Origin of the sequence: Krasilnikovia cinnamomea, from assembly GCF_004217545.1 — a bacterium.
GTDB classification, from domain to species: Bacteria; Actinomycetota; Actinomycetes; order Mycobacteriales; family Micromonosporaceae; genus Actinoplanes; species Actinoplanes cinnamomeus.
Window position 1 is genome coordinate 1966760 of the sequence record NZ_SHKY01000001.1, and the last position, 14307, is coordinate 1981066.

At 72.3% G+C, this 14307-nt stretch carries 12 protein-coding genes and 1 pseudogene; 6 read left to right on the top strand and 7 right to left on the bottom strand.

Annotated elements, in window-relative coordinates; all coding sequences use genetic code 11:
- Positions 1-162: 162 nt before the first annotated feature.
- The gene (locus EV385_RS08660; RefSeq protein WP_130508998.1) at positions 163-1587 is read right to left on the bottom strand and encodes a carbohydrate-binding protein; all 1425 of its coding nucleotides are present in this window, start codon (positions 1585-1587) and stop codon (positions 163-165) included.
- A gap of 251 nt (positions 1588-1838) precedes the next feature.
- Between EV385_RS08660 and EV385_RS34930 the strand changes: the two genes are divergently transcribed.
- Positions 1839-3539 (top strand): polysaccharide deacetylase family protein, encoded by a 1701-nt coding sequence (locus tag EV385_RS34930; protein WP_242624781.1) that lies wholly within the window; start codon positions 1839-1841, stop codon positions 3537-3539.
- On the opposite strand, the gene EV385_RS08670 is transcribed toward EV385_RS34930, so the two are convergent.
- The gene (locus EV385_RS08670; protein WP_130508999.1) at positions 3421-4347 is read right to left on the bottom strand and encodes an Fpg/Nei family DNA glycosylase; all 927 of its coding nucleotides are present in this window, start codon (positions 4345-4347) and stop codon (positions 3421-3423) included. The genes EV385_RS34930 and EV385_RS08670 overlap by 119 nt on opposite strands.
- A 200-nt stretch (positions 4348-4547) precedes the next feature.
- Here EV385_RS08670 and EV385_RS08675 point away from each other — a divergent pair, with 200 nt between their 5' ends.
- From EV385_RS08675 to rocD, 4 genes are all read left to right on the top strand, one after another.
- Positions 4548-5159, top strand: a complete 612-nt coding sequence (locus tag EV385_RS08675; protein WP_130509000.1) for an ATP-dependent Clp protease proteolytic subunit — start codon at positions 4548-4550, stop codon at positions 5157-5159.
- A gap of 106 nt (positions 5160-5265) precedes the next feature.
- Positions 5266-5838, top strand: a complete 573-nt coding sequence (locus EV385_RS08680) for a hypothetical protein (RefSeq protein ID WP_130509001.1) — start codon at positions 5266-5268, stop codon at positions 5836-5838.
- A 312-nt stretch (positions 5839-6150) separates the two neighbouring features.
- Entirely contained in the window at positions 6151-6957 is an 807-nt protein-coding gene (gene ddaH, locus EV385_RS08685) for a dimethylargininase (RefSeq protein WP_130509002.1), read from the top strand.
- 71 nt (positions 6958-7028) lie between these two features.
- The gene (gene rocD / locus EV385_RS08690) at positions 7029-8234 is read left to right on the top strand and encodes an ornithine--oxo-acid transaminase (protein ID WP_130513169.1); all 1206 of its coding nucleotides are present in this window, start codon (positions 7029-7031) and stop codon (positions 8232-8234) included.
- Positions 8235-8289: 55 nt separating this feature from the next.
- On the opposite strand, the gene EV385_RS08695 is transcribed toward rocD, so the two are convergent.
- On the bottom strand, positions 8290-9432 hold the full coding sequence (locus EV385_RS08695) for an FHA domain-containing protein (protein ID WP_130509003.1): 1143 nt from the start codon (positions 9430-9432) through the stop codon (positions 8290-8292).
- A gap of 80 nt (positions 9433-9512) precedes the next feature.
- Entirely contained in the window at positions 9513-9806 is a 294-nt protein-coding gene (locus tag EV385_RS08700; RefSeq protein WP_130509004.1) for a 4a-hydroxytetrahydrobiopterin dehydratase, read from the bottom strand.
- A 129-nt stretch (positions 9807-9935) separates the two neighbouring features.
- Here EV385_RS08700 and EV385_RS08705 point away from each other — a divergent pair, with 129 nt between their 5' ends.
- Positions 9936-10718 (top strand): hypothetical protein, encoded by a 783-nt coding sequence (locus EV385_RS08705; protein WP_130509005.1) that lies wholly within the window; start codon positions 9936-9938, stop codon positions 10716-10718.
- A gap of 27 nt (positions 10719-10745) precedes the next feature.
- Here EV385_RS08705 and EV385_RS08710 read toward each other — a convergent pair.
- The 3 genes and pseudogenes from EV385_RS08710 to EV385_RS08720 all read right to left on the bottom strand — a co-directional run bounded on the left by EV385_RS08710 (position 10746) and on the right by EV385_RS08720 (position 14272).
- A pseudogene (locus tag EV385_RS08710) lies at positions 10746-11802 on the bottom strand (1-acyl-sn-glycerol-3-phosphate acyltransferase).
- Complete coding sequence (locus tag EV385_RS08715; RefSeq protein WP_130509006.1) at positions 11802-12659, bottom strand: patatin-like phospholipase family protein; 858 nt, start codon at positions 12657-12659, stop codon at positions 11802-11804. Before EV385_RS08715 ends, EV385_RS08710 begins: the two are co-directional and overlap by 1 nt.
- A 92-nt stretch (positions 12660-12751) precedes the next feature.
- Entirely contained in the window at positions 12752-14272 is a 1521-nt protein-coding gene (locus EV385_RS08720; RefSeq protein ID WP_130509007.1) for a chitinase, read from the bottom strand.
- Positions 14273-14307: the final 35 nt, after the last annotated feature.

The following is a 14307-nucleotide window of genomic DNA, read 5'->3' on the forward strand; positions in this document are numbered from 1 at the left end:
CAACAGGGATGTCGTGGGGGGACGGCCAAATTATTAGGACTGTTAACAGTCCCCGTCCATAGGTCGTTACTTAACTTTGACTTAAGACCGATGTGAACAAATCGGAGGGCCGGAAGCGCTGGCAGCGCTCCCGGCCCCGATCTTCAGCATTGAACAAGGTCACTACCTGCGGAATTGGAACCAATTGACGTTCACGAAGTCGGCCGGCTGGCCGCTGGCGAAGGTCAGGAACACGGTGTGCTTGCCCGTCACGTTCCCGACGTTGCCGGGGACCGACCGCCAGCTCTGCCAGCCGCCGGTGTTGGCCACCGCGAAGCTCCCGATCGGTGCGTTGCCCCGGCTGTCGAGACGGACCTCGATCAGCCCGCTGACGCCGTTCCCGGCACCCGAGGCGACCCGCGCGACGAAGTCACGCACCCCGCCCGTACCGAAGTCGACGTTGTCGTACTGGAGCCAGTCGCCGTTGCCGACCGACGCGACGTCCTGGCCACCCTCGGCGCACGCCTCCGCCTGCACCCCGGACGAGGCGTTGAACGACTCCGCCTCGGTGAGCGCGTACGCGTCGCGGGTGCCACCGGGCGGGGTGGTAGTGGGCGGGGTCGTGGTGGGCGGGGTCGTGGTGGGCCCGGTCGTGGGGCCGCCGGAGGACTGCCAGACCGCCACGTAGTCGACCAGCATCGCCGCGCCGGACTGGGTCGCCGCGGTCGGGCCGCCGCCGAACGCGTCCGGGAAGCCGCCGCCGATCGCCACGTTGAGGATGATGAACATGCCGTGGTGGGTGGCGTTGTTCCAGGTCGTGGCGTCCATCTCGGTGGAGTTGATGGTGAAGTACTGCTGACCGTCGAGGTACCAGCGCAGCTGCTCGGGCGAGGTGCTGCGGTCGTACTCGACCGCGTACGTGTGGAAGCTGGTCTGGCAGCCCGGGCAGGCGCGCTCGCCGCTGGTCTTGCCGACGGTCTCGTTGCACGGGCCGCCCGGGTTGACCCCACAGTGGAGGGCCGCGAAGACGCTGGAGCGCCCGTTGATGCTCTCCATGATGTCCCACTCGCCGATGCTGGGCCAGTTCGTCGCGCCCACCGGCCGCGCCGCCGCCCCCATCGCCCAGAACGCGGGCCAGTAGCCCGCGGCCGCCGCGCCGCTGACGTTCGGCTGCTGCAGGCGGGCCTCGATCCTCACCTTGCCGCCGACCGGGGCCGCGAAGTCCGTACGCTGGGTCTCCACCCGGCCGGAGGTCCACTTGCCGCCGCTGTCGCGGATCGGCTTGATGGCCAGGTTGCCGTTGCCGTCGTGGAAGACGTTCTGGGTGGAGTCGGTCATCGTCTCGATCTCGCCGGTGCCCCAGTTCGGGGCGCCACCGGGGTAGGACGTGCCGATGTCGTAGAGCCAGTCCGAGCGGTTGAGGCCGGTGCCCGCGGCGCCGCTGAAGTCGTCGCTGAACACCAGGCTCATGCCGGCCGGGGCGCCGGGCACCGCCGCCTCGGCGTCGAGCACGAAGGTCGCGGAGGCGGCGACCGCCGCCACCGTGGCGACCACGGCGAACAGCCGCCTGCTCCGGCGGGGCCGGGTGCGTTGTGCGGGTGGATTCATGGGGATGACCTTTCGGGGAAGGCATGCGGGAGGCTCGCGAGAGCGCTCTCTGGAGAGTTAACGGCGTGTTTCAGGAAGTTGTCAATATGTATGGGCGCCGATTGATCGGTACCGCCTCGCCGACGCGACGCGGCGCGCCGACGTTCCGCCGCGGACGCGCAAAGCCCTGACCTGCAGAGATCCACGATGGGTGAACATGCGGTCACTCGACTGGTATCGCGCTCGCGATCATCACGCGGTAGTTATGACGGGTGTCGTGGCAGACCCCTGACGAGCAGACGCCGGTCGATGGGCCGGGCGCCGCCGGAACGTCGCCGTCTCCGGGCGGACGCCACCGGCGCGCGCGATCGCTCGCCAACCCGTCTGACCTGCGGCCCTCCTCGGCGCCACCGTTGCGCGGCGCGGCCGCCGACCCGGCCGAACACATCACCGAACGCCACTGGACCGGCGAGTCAGGACGCTCCTGGGGCGCGGCGGCGTATCCGGCCGAACGCCAGTGGACCGGCGACGCGACGTACCAGAGCGAGCGGCACTGGACGTCCACGGACGGTGGCGGGCGGCGGAGCGCCGAGGGCACCCCGGCGGGACACCGCGCCGAAGGGCAGCCCCGGGCACAGCGGCGGGCCCGTCGTTCGCCCACCGGCCAGGCCGCCGGGCGGCACCACGCGGAGGCCGAGACCCGGACGCCGACCATCACCGTACGAGCCCTGCCCTCGGTCCGTGAGGCCGTCGCGGACGGACTGCCCGCCGCCCGGCGCATGGCCGGCGCGATGCGCGCCTGGGCCCTGGACCCGGGTGACAAGCCACCGGCCACGGGCGCGCACCGGGCGCCGGGCACACTGCCGATCGAGTCGTGGCTGCTGATCGGACGGCAGCGCCAGCAGGTCCTGCTGGCGTCCCTGGTCGCGGCGGGCCTGATGCTCGTCGCCATCCCGGTCCAGCAGCACCAGCAACGCGTCGACGCGGTCAACGCGGCCGAGCAGGCGGCCGCCGCCCAGCACCGCGCCAGCAGGCCCGCCAGCAAGCCGCCCCGGCACGCGGCCACGTCCGGCCAGCAGAACGGCGACGACGACACCGACGGGCGCCCGGCATCGCAGGACGCGGACGACAAGCAGAACGCCCCGCAGCCCACCGCGCCCGCGCCGTCAGCGTCCGCCCAGGGCTCGGGCACCGACATCCCCGCCGCGCTGCCCAACGGCACCGGCCCGGCGCGCTCGCTGCGCACCACGGGATCCAGCACGGTCGCGCTCACGTTCGACGACGGGCCCGACCCGGTGCAGACCCCGAGGCTGCTCGAACTGCTGGCCCAGCACGACGTCAAGGCGACCTTCTGCCTCGTCGGCACCCAGGTGCGGAAGCATCCCGACCTCGTGCGGGACATCGTGGCCGCCGGGCACACCCTGTGCAACCACAGCTGGGACCACAGCTTCACCCTCGGCAAGGGCAAGCCCGCCCAGATCCAGGCCGACCTGGAACGCACCAACGAGGCCATCCGGGCGGCGGCGCCCGGGGCCGAGATCCCGTACTTCCGGGCCCCCGGCGGCAACTTCACCGAGCGGCTGGTGCGCGTCGCCGCGGCCGGGGAGATGATCTCCCTCTACTGGGAGGTCGACCCGCGCGACTGGGAACGCTCACCGGGTGAGAGCGGCGCCGCGCACGTCGACAAGGTGGTCAACGGCGTCAAGCAGGCGGTCCGGCCCGGGTCCATCGTGCTCTCGCACGACTTCAGCCAGCCCGACACGATCGAGGCGTACCGGCGGCTGCTGCCCTGGCTCACCAAGAACTTCCGCCTGGGCCTGCCCACCGGCCCGCAGCCCGAGCAGCCGGCCGCACCTACCCCGCCTGCGCCGACTCCGACGCAGTCCGCCCCGGCCGAACCGGCGCCGTCGTCTGTGCCCCCGGCCGCCGCGCCGCCGGCCGACGCACCGGACGGGCACCCGGCCCAGCCGTAGCCTCCGGCTGGCAGGTCGGGCACCAGTACAGATTGCGCCCGGCCAGCGGGCCACGGGCCACCTCGGTGCCGCAGACCAGGCACGGCTGGCCCGGGCGGCGGTAGACGTACACCTCGCCGCCGTGCCGGTCGACCCGCGGCGGGCGCCGCATCGCCTCCGGGGTGTGCGCGGTGTGCACGGTGTCGATCCGGCCCCGGGCCACCCCCTCGGCCATGAGCCCGCACAGGTCCGCCCAGAGCGCCGCCCACGTCGCGGCGTCGACGCCGATGCCGGGCGTGGTGGGCGAGAGCCCGGCCCGGAACAGCACCTCGTTGGCGTAGATCAGACCGCAGCCCGCCACGATCGCCTGGTCGAGCAGCAGCGCGAAGATCGGCTTGGTGCTGGCGCGCACCCGCGCGTACGCGGCGTCCGGATCGGCGTCGGCGCGCAGCGGGTCCTGGCCCAGCCGCGCCCGCAGGGCCGCCACCTGACCCGGGTCCAGCACCTCGCAGGCGGTGGGACCGCGCAGGTCGAGCCAGTGCGTCGCGGTGGTCATCCGCATCCGTACCTGGCCCACCGGCGGCGGCGCGGGCGGTTCGCCGTCGCTGAACCGGCCGTAGAGTCCCAGGTGGACGTGCAGGCTGCGGTCGTCGGCGTAGTGGTGCAACAGGTGCTTGCCGTACGCCTCGGCGTCGACGACCGTGCGGCCGGTCAGCAGGGCCGCCCCGGCGGTGAACCGGCCCTGCGGGCTCTCGACGGTGACGGCGCGGCCCGCGAACAACTCACGGTGGTGAGCGGCGAGTCGGTGAATGGTGTGTCCCTCTGGCACGAGGAGCCACGGTACCCACCGCAACCGCCAAGGCCTCCACCCGGCCTCGATCTTGATGACCTGTGGTGACGAGCTGACCGGAACTCATCAACGTCTGGATTATGCCCACAGCGGATTCGCCGTCAGGTGAATCGCTGGGCCGGCACGCCGGTACGGGGGAGGCTGGAACACGTCCGTACGCGAGGTGAGAGGGTTGGCCCATGAGTGTTGACGAGATCGCGATGCGGGCTGGTGGCGCATCCTTCGACGACCAGGTCTTCGAGCGGCTGCTCCGCGAGCGGATCATCTTCCTCGGCAGCGAGGTCAACGACGAGGTGACCAACCGGATCTGCGCCCAGCTCCTGCTGCTGGCGTCGGACAACAGCGAGCGGGACATCGCCCTGTACATCAACTCGCCGGGCGGGTCGATCAGCGCGGGCATGGCCGTGTACGACACGATGCAGTACATCAAGAACGACGTCGCCACGATCGCCATGGGCATGGCGGCCTCGATGGGCCAGTTCCTGCTCTGCGCGGGCACCCCCGGCAAGCGGTACGCGCTGCCGCACTCGCGGATCATGATGCACCAGCTCTCCGGCGGCATCGGCGGCACCGCGGCCGACATCGCCATCCAGGCCGAGAGCATGCTGCACATCAAGCAGGTCATGAACGAGCGGATCGCGTTCCACACCGGGCACACCCCGGAGGAGATCGAGCGCGACTCCGACCGCGACCGCTGGTTCACCGCGCCCGAGGCCCAGGCGTACGGGCTCATCGACCACGTGATCACCCGGTCCTCGGACGTGCCGTCGTCGCTGCGGTCCCTGGTCTGACCAGCGTCAACGGGCGCGCGGGGCGAGCACCCCGCGCGCCCTCGCGTGTGCGCGGCCGCGCATCGGGGTAGTAGCGCAGGCATCCCCTGAGACAGGAGGTGCTGCCGTGAAGATCCCCACCTTTACCCGCCATCCGCACCAGACCACGGACGACGAGCCCCGTGGCAGCGTCGCCGCCCCGACCCGCCGGAGCCGCGACGTTCGCGCCGACGAGACGCCCACCGAGCGCCAGGTGCGCCCGCGCGGGGACCGCCCCACCGCCGACGTCCCCGCCGCCGACCGCCCGGGTGCCCCCCGGACCGGTCTGGGGCCCGCCGAGACGGACGGGGCCGCCACCCGGCCCGCCGCCACGCCCAGGCCGCGGGCCAGCCTGCTGGCGACACTCGGCCTCATCGTCGCCGTGGGCGCCGCCCTGCTGGTGCTCTCCGGGCCGCTGGTCGGCTACGGCATCGGCCTGGCTGGGCTAGCGCTCGTACTGTCGCTGGCCGGCTTCTCCGCCACCGGCAAGCGGCACGTCGCGGGCAAGACCGACGCCTTGATCGGCATGTGCGTGGCGCTCGGCGCGATCGTCGTCGGCGTCCTGGCGCTGACCGGCTCGCTGCCCTGGCTGGGCACGGACACCCAGCCGGTGTCGAACCTGCGCGAGTGGCTCGACGCACAGTTTGCGAACCGGTTCTGACCGGGTACTGACCATTCGCCGGCCGCGGTGCGCGGCCGGCGAATCGGAACCGGGGCGGCCATCAGCCGCCCCGCCCCGAAACACTCCGGCGGTGCGCCGGACCGTGCGGAAGCCGCCGCCCGGCGATCACCTCGTCCGGGGCCGCACACCGCGTCGTCGTTCGGGGGTGGTGTCTCGCACACCGCCCCCGAACGCGGGTCCGGGCGGCCCCGCAACGAATCACCGCCAGGCGCGGCGATCACGCAACGATCCGCCGCCGCGCGCATGGTTGCACGAGGGCATACGCAGGCACTTCACGCATACCGTTTCGGCATGACCCCGACTGCCACCCGCCGCCGGTACCTGATGTGCCGGCCCACGCACTTCGCCGTGACCTACCGCATCAACCCGTGGATGGATCCGAGCGCGCCGTACGACAACGCCCTCGCGGTCAGCCAGTGGGAGAACCTGCGGCAGACGTTCCTGGACCTCGGCCACACGGTCGACCTGATCGACCCGCTGCCCGGGCTGCCGGACATGGTCTTCGCGGCGAACGGCGCCACCGTGGTCGACGGCAAGGTGCTGGCGGTGCAGTTCCGGGACGCGGAGCGCGCCGACGAGGGCCCGGCGTACGCGGCGTGGTTCGCGGCCAACGGCTTCGAGGTGCACGAGTCGAAGTACACCAACGAGGGTGAAGGCGACATCCTGCTGGCCGGCGACGTGCTGCTGGCCGGGACCGGGTTCCGCACCTCGCACGCCGCGCACGCGCAGACCCAGGAGGTCTTCGGCCGCCCGGTGATCACCCTGCAGCTGGTCGACCCGGCGTACTACCACCTCGACACGGCGCTGTGCGTGCTCGACAAGGACAACGTCGCGTACCTGCCGTCGGCCTTCTCCGCCGGCTCCCAGGCGGTGCTGCGCCAGCTGTTCCCGAACGCGGTCATCGCGACCGACGAGGATGCTGCCGTGTTGGGCCTCAACGCGGTCAGCGACGGCCGTACCGTGGTCTTGCCCGTGCAGGCCACCGCCCTGAACGCCGCCCTGCGGGAGCGCGGGTACGAGACCGTGGGCGTCGACGTCTCCGAGCTGCGTAAGGCCGGCGGCGGCCCGAAGTGCTGCACCCTGGAGGTCCGAGGATGACGACGCATGCCGTGACCGACCGCACCGAGCGGAGCGAGGGCCGGGAGGGCACGGCTGAGGCGACTCAGTCGATGCGTACTCCCGCCGCGCTGGCGGACGCCGAGCGCTGGACGGCGCACAACTACCACCCGCTGCCCGTGGTGATCGCCGAGGCCGAGGGCGCCTGGGTGACCGACGTCGACGGGCGCCGGTACCTGGACTTCCTGTCCGGCTACTCGGCGCTGAACTTCGGCCACAGCCACCCCGGCCTGATCGCCGCCGCGCACGCCCAGCTGGACAAGCTCACGCTGACCAGCCGCGCGTTCGTGCACGACCAGTTCGCCGAGTTCTGCCAGTCGCTGGCGCAGCTGTGCGGCAAGGACATGGTCCTGCCGATGAACACCGGCGCCGAGGCCGTGGAGACCGCCATCAAGGTGAGCCGGGCCTGGGGCTACCGGGTCAAGGGCGTGGCCGCCGAGCGGGCGAACATCGTGGTCGCCGAGAACAACTTCCACGGCCGCACCACCACCATCATCAGCTTCTCCACCGACCCGGACGCCCGCAACGACTTCGGGCCGTACACCCCGGGGTTCACGATCGTTCCGTACGGCGACCTGGACGCGATCGCGGCCGCGATCGACGAGAACACCGTCATGGTGCTGCTGGAGCCGATCCAGGGCGAGGCCGGCGTGCTGGTGCCCCCGGCGGGCTACCTGGCCGGGGTACGGGCCCTGTGCGACCAGCACAACGTGCTGTTCGCCGCCGACGAGATCCAGTCCGGGCTGGGCCGCACCGGCCGCACGTTCGCGATCGAGCACGAGGGTGTCGTGCCGGACATGTACCTGCTCGGCAAGGCGCTGGGCGGCGGCATCGTGCCCGTCTCCGCGGTGGCGGCCAACCGGGACATCCTCGGCGTGCTGCGCCCGGGCGAGCACGGCTCCACCTTCGGCGGCAACCCGCTGGCCTGCGCGGTCGGCGCCGAGGTGGTCCGGCTGCTGCGGACCGGCGAGTTCCAGAAGCGCTCCGCCGAGCTGGGCGAGCGGCTGCACGCGGGCCTGAACAAGCTGATCGGGCACGGAGTCGTGGCGGTGCGCGGGCGCGGCCTGTGGGCCGGGGTGGACATCGACCCGGCGCTGATGACCGGCCGCCAGGTGTCCGAGCGCCTGATGGCCCGCGGTGTGCTAGCCAAGGACACCCACGGTTCGACGGTCCGGCTGGCCCCGCCGCTGGTCGTCACCGAGGAGGACCTGGACCACGCGCTGGCCCAGCTCGAGGCCGTCCTCACCGAGGGCGCCTGAGCCGCACGCAACGTCGGCGGGTCACCGGAGTCATCCGGTGACCCGCCGACTGCGTTCAGCGCTCGAACTTGCGGATCGCCATCGTCGGCGCCTCCGCCATCACGGAGGCGGGCTGGCTCACCCCGCCCGTCGACCACATCCGGGCCCGCCCGACGTGCACCCCCGCGTACAGCTCGACGAGGTCGGTGGGGCCGAGCGTCCGGGTCTCGTCACGGGCCAGCGTGATCCGCTCGTCGTCGTCGGTGGAGCCGCCCGGGCGGATGCCCGTGCCGTTGGTGCTGATGTCGCGTACGGTCAGCTCGCCGCCGGCCAGGGCCAGCCGCACGTGCCCCCGGCTGATCCACTTGCGGGCGTCCTCGGTGAGCCACTGGCCCAGCATGATGCCGTTCTCCGGGGCCCGTCCCACCACGACCGGCTGGCCCTCGGCGACGACGAACCGCTGCCGGATCACCCCGTCGATGCGTACGGACAGCAGCTCCACAGCCGGGCGCGGGCCCGCGTCCGTGAGCCGGGTGCCGTGCCGGGGGCAGGTCGGCGCGCCCGCCCGCAGGGTCGGCGGCGGCTGGGCGACCGGGCTGGTGAAGGTCCGCATGTCCGCGAACGGGCTGTCGGAGTCGACGGCCGCGCCGAAGCCGCTGCAGTTCGACTCGGGGCAGCGCCAGACCCGGGCCAGCAACTTGGCGCCCATCGGGGAAGGTTCACCCACCGGGGGGACCTCCCCGCGCCCCACCCGGGCGACCAGCACCGGGCCGCCCGCGCCGGGCACCGCGGCCAGCAGCCGCCCCGGCTCGTCCACCCACGCGCGCTGACCGCGGAACTGCTCGGCGCGCGAGCGGGTCAGCACCGGCAGCCCCAGCAGCTCGGCCACCTCCAGCACCCGGTCGTCGAGCTGGGGCACGACCTCGACGACGCCGTCGTCGGCCCAGCGCCGCACGACCATCCGCTCGTTCGAGGTGAGGTCGGCGTCGGAGAGCAGGCTGCGGGGCACGACCGCGTAGACCGGGACGTTCTCCTCGGCCACGTGCCGGCCCAGCGCGTCGATGACCAGGCCGAGCCGCAGCATGCTGGCCGGGCGGCCGCCGTCAAGGTCGGCATATCGGACGACCTCGGACAGGTCCACCACCGCCCGGGCCAGGGCGGGGTCGGTGGTGAGCCGGGCCTCGATGGCGTCGAGGACCTTGCTGACCTCGAATCTCACGAGCACTCCCTCTGCGTACGCGGGCCGCTACCTGACGGTCATCATGCCGCCTGGGCGGTCGGCGCGGGACACCCGGGCGGTCAGGAGGCGTCGGCGAGAATCCGATCGATACGGTTCGCGAGGGCGATGTCACGAGTGGTGACCCCACCGGCGGCGTGGGTGGAGCAGCGGAACGTCAGCGTCCGCCAACGGATGTCGATGTCGGGATGATGGTCCATCTCCTCGGCGACCACGGCGACCCGGTCCACGACGGCGATCGCGGCCGGAAAACTGCGCAGGCCGACGGTCCGCACGATGGCGTCCGGACTGCCCTCCCAGCCGTCGAGGACGGCCACGGCACTGCGCACGGAGTCGGCGTCGAGCAGCTCTTCCATGCCCATCACCATAGTGCCCGCAGGGGGTCCGGCCATGGCCGTGCGATGCGGATGTCGCCCGGCTTCGCTACGGTGTGCGCCGGAACCGCCGCCCACTCCGGGGCGGCGGCTGCCACGGGGAGGAACATCATGAGTAATCGACGGCTGGCGTTCGCGGGCCTGATGCTGGCCGCCGCGGTCACCGTGACCGGCTGCGGCCCCAACGACAAGCCCGCGGCCTCGGGCGCGCCCGGCGCCGCCGCGGAGCAGGCCGCTCAGCCGGCGGACCCCACCGCCGAGCTGGCGGCGGCGGTCACCCTGCTGAACGAGACCACCATGAAGGTCTCCATGACCATGGTCGGCGGGATCAACATGACCGGCGTGGCGGACCCGAAGGCGCAGACCGCCGACATGAAGATGACCCTGGGCGCGGCCGGCCAGGGCACCGAGATGGAGGTCCGCAAGGTCGGCACGGACGTCTACCTGAAGATCGGCGGGGAGCTGGGCAAGCTGGCCGGTGGCGGCGGCAAGTGGATGCACATGGACACCACCAAGCTCCCCGGAGGATCCAGCCTGGGCGCGCTCTCCGGTGACGACCCGGCGGGGACCAAGACCCTGATGAAGGCCGTGACCGACGTGAAGCGCACCGGCGAGGGCACCTTCACCGGCACGATCGACCTGACCAAGTCCCCCCAGTTCGGCGCGGACAAGCTGAAGGAACTCGGCGGCAAGGTCACGGCCGTGCCGTTCACCGCGAAGGTGGAGCAGGGCCGCCTGGTCGAGATGACCGTCGACATGGGCGGCATCTCGCCCGCCGCCGGGAAGATGACCTCCACGTACTCCGACTTCGGCACCCCGGTCTCGGTGAGCCGTCCGGACAAGTCGGAGATCACCGAGCTGCCCAGCGAGTTCAAGGGGCTGCTCGGCAGCTGAGCCGGACCGCCGCCGCACCGGCCCGGTTCACGGGCGGGTGCGGCGGCGCGGCCACGCGGTGGGCAGGGGGCGCGGCTCCGGCCGGTGCTGCTCGATCCACTCGTCGATGCGGGTCCACCAGTCGTACAGCCAGGCGACGCGCTCCTTCTCACCGCGCGGCACCTCCTCCGGCGGCACACTCCAGAACTTTCATCAGCAGCTGCTTGTCCATGGGCAGCTCCCGCCACAGGTCGCCGACCGTGAGCATCCGGTCCAGCCCGGTGTGCGCCACGAAGATCACCCCGGCGTCCGGGGCGGCGTCCAGCGCGGCCAGCAGCCCGCCCGGCTTGGGCGGCAGCAGGTTGCGCAGGGCCTGAGCGCGGACGGCCATGTCGTGCAGGCCACGGTCGCGCAGCCGGGCGATGGCACTCAACCGGCGGCGCGGGGTGAAGTTGCCACCCTCGGGAAAGATGACGAACGCGTCGTTGTCGTCCAGCCCGTTCGCCAGGTCCCCGATCTGCTGCTCCAGGGTGTGCGTGCCGGTGCGCCCGGGCGAGATGAAGCGGTTGGGCAGGCGGTTGAGCAGGACGTCCACGGCCGGGTCCCACTGCAGGGCCGCCTTGAGCACGATCCGCGGCTCCCGGGCGAACCAGTTGACCAGCGCGTGGATGAGGATGAAGGAGTCGCCCGGCCCGGCGTGCCGGCTGACCACGATCTCCGGTCGCCCCGGCACGGCCGTGTCCGGGTCGGTGCCGACCACATCCACGGTGAGGTGCAGCGACCAGCGCGCGATCCAGAACAGCGCGGCGAGGAACCGGCCGGTGAGGACGTAGTGCGCCCGCTGGAATCCGGGCGAACGGATCCGCCAGCCGAAGCCCGACGCCACCCACAGCGCGGCCAGCGCGACGAGGGCGGCGGCGTTCCAGACGACGTACACGATGGCCAGCCAGACCAGGCGCGGCACCCGCAGACGGCCCGGCACCAGCGGCGACGCGGCCAGCGCGGCGACCAGCCAGATCGGCAGCGTGGTCACCAGCAGACCGGCCAGCAGCACCACCAGCGGCGCGAACACACACCGGCGGACCCACGCGGGCGGCATCGGCATCACCCGTCGGCGCGCTGGACCGGCGGGGGTTCCACGCTCGCGGCCAGGTAGCGGCGGGTGGCGGTGTACGCCCGGCTGATCCGCCGCCCGATGGCCGCCATGTCCCGGTACGCCCACGGCGAGTCGTCGCGGCTCTCCCCGCCGCCGGTCGGCAGGACGTGCACCCGCACGTCGCCGGGCAGCGCGGCCATCTCGCGCGCGAACCGGTGCCGCCGGGCGATCTCGAACGCCACCTGCGCCACCTCCCACGGCCGCCGGGGCACGCTGAGCGGCCGTTCGATCCGGCCCACCTGAAGTACGAAGATCAGCTTGGCGCCGATCCGTACCGCCTCGCCGATCGGGATCGAGTTGACGATGCCGCCGTCGACGAAGTGCTCACCCTCGATCTGCATCGGCGGCAGCAGCCCGGGCACCGACGACGAGGCCAGCACCGCGTCGACCAGCGGCCCGCTGTCGAACCAGTGCTCCGCCGCCCGTTCGATGCTGGCCGCGCAGCAGCGGAACGGCACCTTCAGGTCGGCGAAGGTGACCTGCTCCCCCAGCTCGCTCTCCAACAGCCGGCGCAGCGGCATCGGCGAGTGCAGATGGGTACGGGCGGCGAAGCGCCGCAGCTGCCGGGCGATGGAGTCGCCGTACACGTCGGCCGCCTCGGGTGACGACCACAGCTGGACGAGCCGGTCGGTGACGGCCTCGCTGGGGTCGGCGGCGACCAGCGCCCCGTTGACCGCGCCGATCGACGTGCCGACGACGACGTCGGGCGTGTAGCCGGCGCGGAACAGGGCGCGCAGCATGCCCACCTCGACGGCGCCGAGGACACCACCGCCACCGAGCACGAACGCGACCGGAGTGTCGACCATCTCGTCATCGTGTCACGGCCACCCAACGATCCACGCCGGTCGCCGCGGTGTTCCACCGGTGACCGGCCCGATGGAACACCGCGACCGCCCGGTCAGCCGAGGGCGTTGAGGAACGGCTCGTGCGCGTTGCGGAACTCCCAGCCGTAGTACCGGTCCCAGTTGATCGACCAGGTCATCAGGCCGCGGAAGTCCGGGTTGGTGCCGCTGCGCGGGGTGTAGCCGCCGCAGTTGCCGCCCTTGACGAGGCAGGTCACGGCCTGCTGGACGCCGGCGGGGGCCACGTACCCGTTGCCGGCGCTGACCGCCGCGGGCGCTCCGAAGGCGACCTGGTCCTCGCGCAGCGCCGGGAACATGTTGGCGGTGTTGCCGGCCACCGGGAAGCCGGCCAGCAGCATGTCGGTCATGGCGATGTGGAAGTCCGCCCCGCCCATGCTGTGGTACTGGTTGTCCAGGCCCATGATGGAGCCCGAGTTGTAGTCCTGGACGTGCAGCACGGTCAGGTCGTTGCGCATCGCGTAGATGACCGGCAGGTAGGAGCCGGAACGCGGGTCCTGGCCGCCCCACGGGCCGGAGCCGTAGTACTGGTAGCCGAGCTGCACGAAGAAGGTCTCCGGGGCCATGGTGAGCACGAAGCCGTTGCCGTACCGGGATTTGAGGGACTTCAAGGCCGAGATCAGGTTGACGATCACGGGGGTGGTCGGGTTCTTGAAGTCGGTGTCGGTGGGGTCCAGCGACAGTGAATGGCCCTCGAAGTCGATGTCGACGCCGTCGAGGCCGTACCTGTCGATGATGGCGCTGACGGAGCTGACGAACGCGTCGCGCGCCGCGGTGCTGGTGAGCTTGACCACGCCCTTCTCGCCGCCGATGGAGAGCAGGACCTTCTTGCCGGCGGCGCGCTTGGCCCTGATCGCGGCGATGAAGTCGGCCTCGCTCTCGACCCCGGGGCATTCGGTCGCCGGGCAGAGCCTGAAGCGGATGTCGCCGGAGGTCTGCGACGTCGGTTCGCCGAAGGCGAGGTTGATGATGTCCCAGTCGGCGGGCACGTCGGCCATGCGCAGGTAGCCGGATCCGTTGGCGAAGCTGGCATGCAGGTAGCCGATGAGGGCGTGCTTGGGCAGCCCGGTGATCGGCGGCTCGGTGACCGGCGGCGTGGTGACCGGTGGCGTGGTGACCGGCGGCGTCGTGGTCGGTGGGGTGCTGACGGGCGGGGTGCCGCCGCCGCACGGTGCGCCGTTGAGCAGGCAGTTGGTGGGTGAGCCGGGGCCGCTGCCGAGGAAGCCGAAGGAGGCCGAGGCGCCGGGCGCGAGCGGGGCGTTGTACTCCCGGTTGGTGAACGTGAAGTGCTGGCCGCTGGTGGTCAGCAGCGCGTCCCAGTAGGACCCGACGGAGGAGCCCGCGGGCAGGTCGAACTCGACCTTCCACGTGGTGAGGGCGGCGGCGCCGCCGTTGGTGACGGTGGCCTGGGCCTGCCAGCCCGAGCCCCAGTCGGAGGACTTGACGATCGCCGCCGTGGGGGTGCCGGCGGCGCTGGCGGACCCTGCGGTCCAGGTGGCGGCGCCGCCGGCCGCGAGGGCGGCAACGACGGCGAGGACGAGGGAACGGGATGGGCGCATGGGGGTGGCCTCCACGTCGAGACATCGACAGTTGG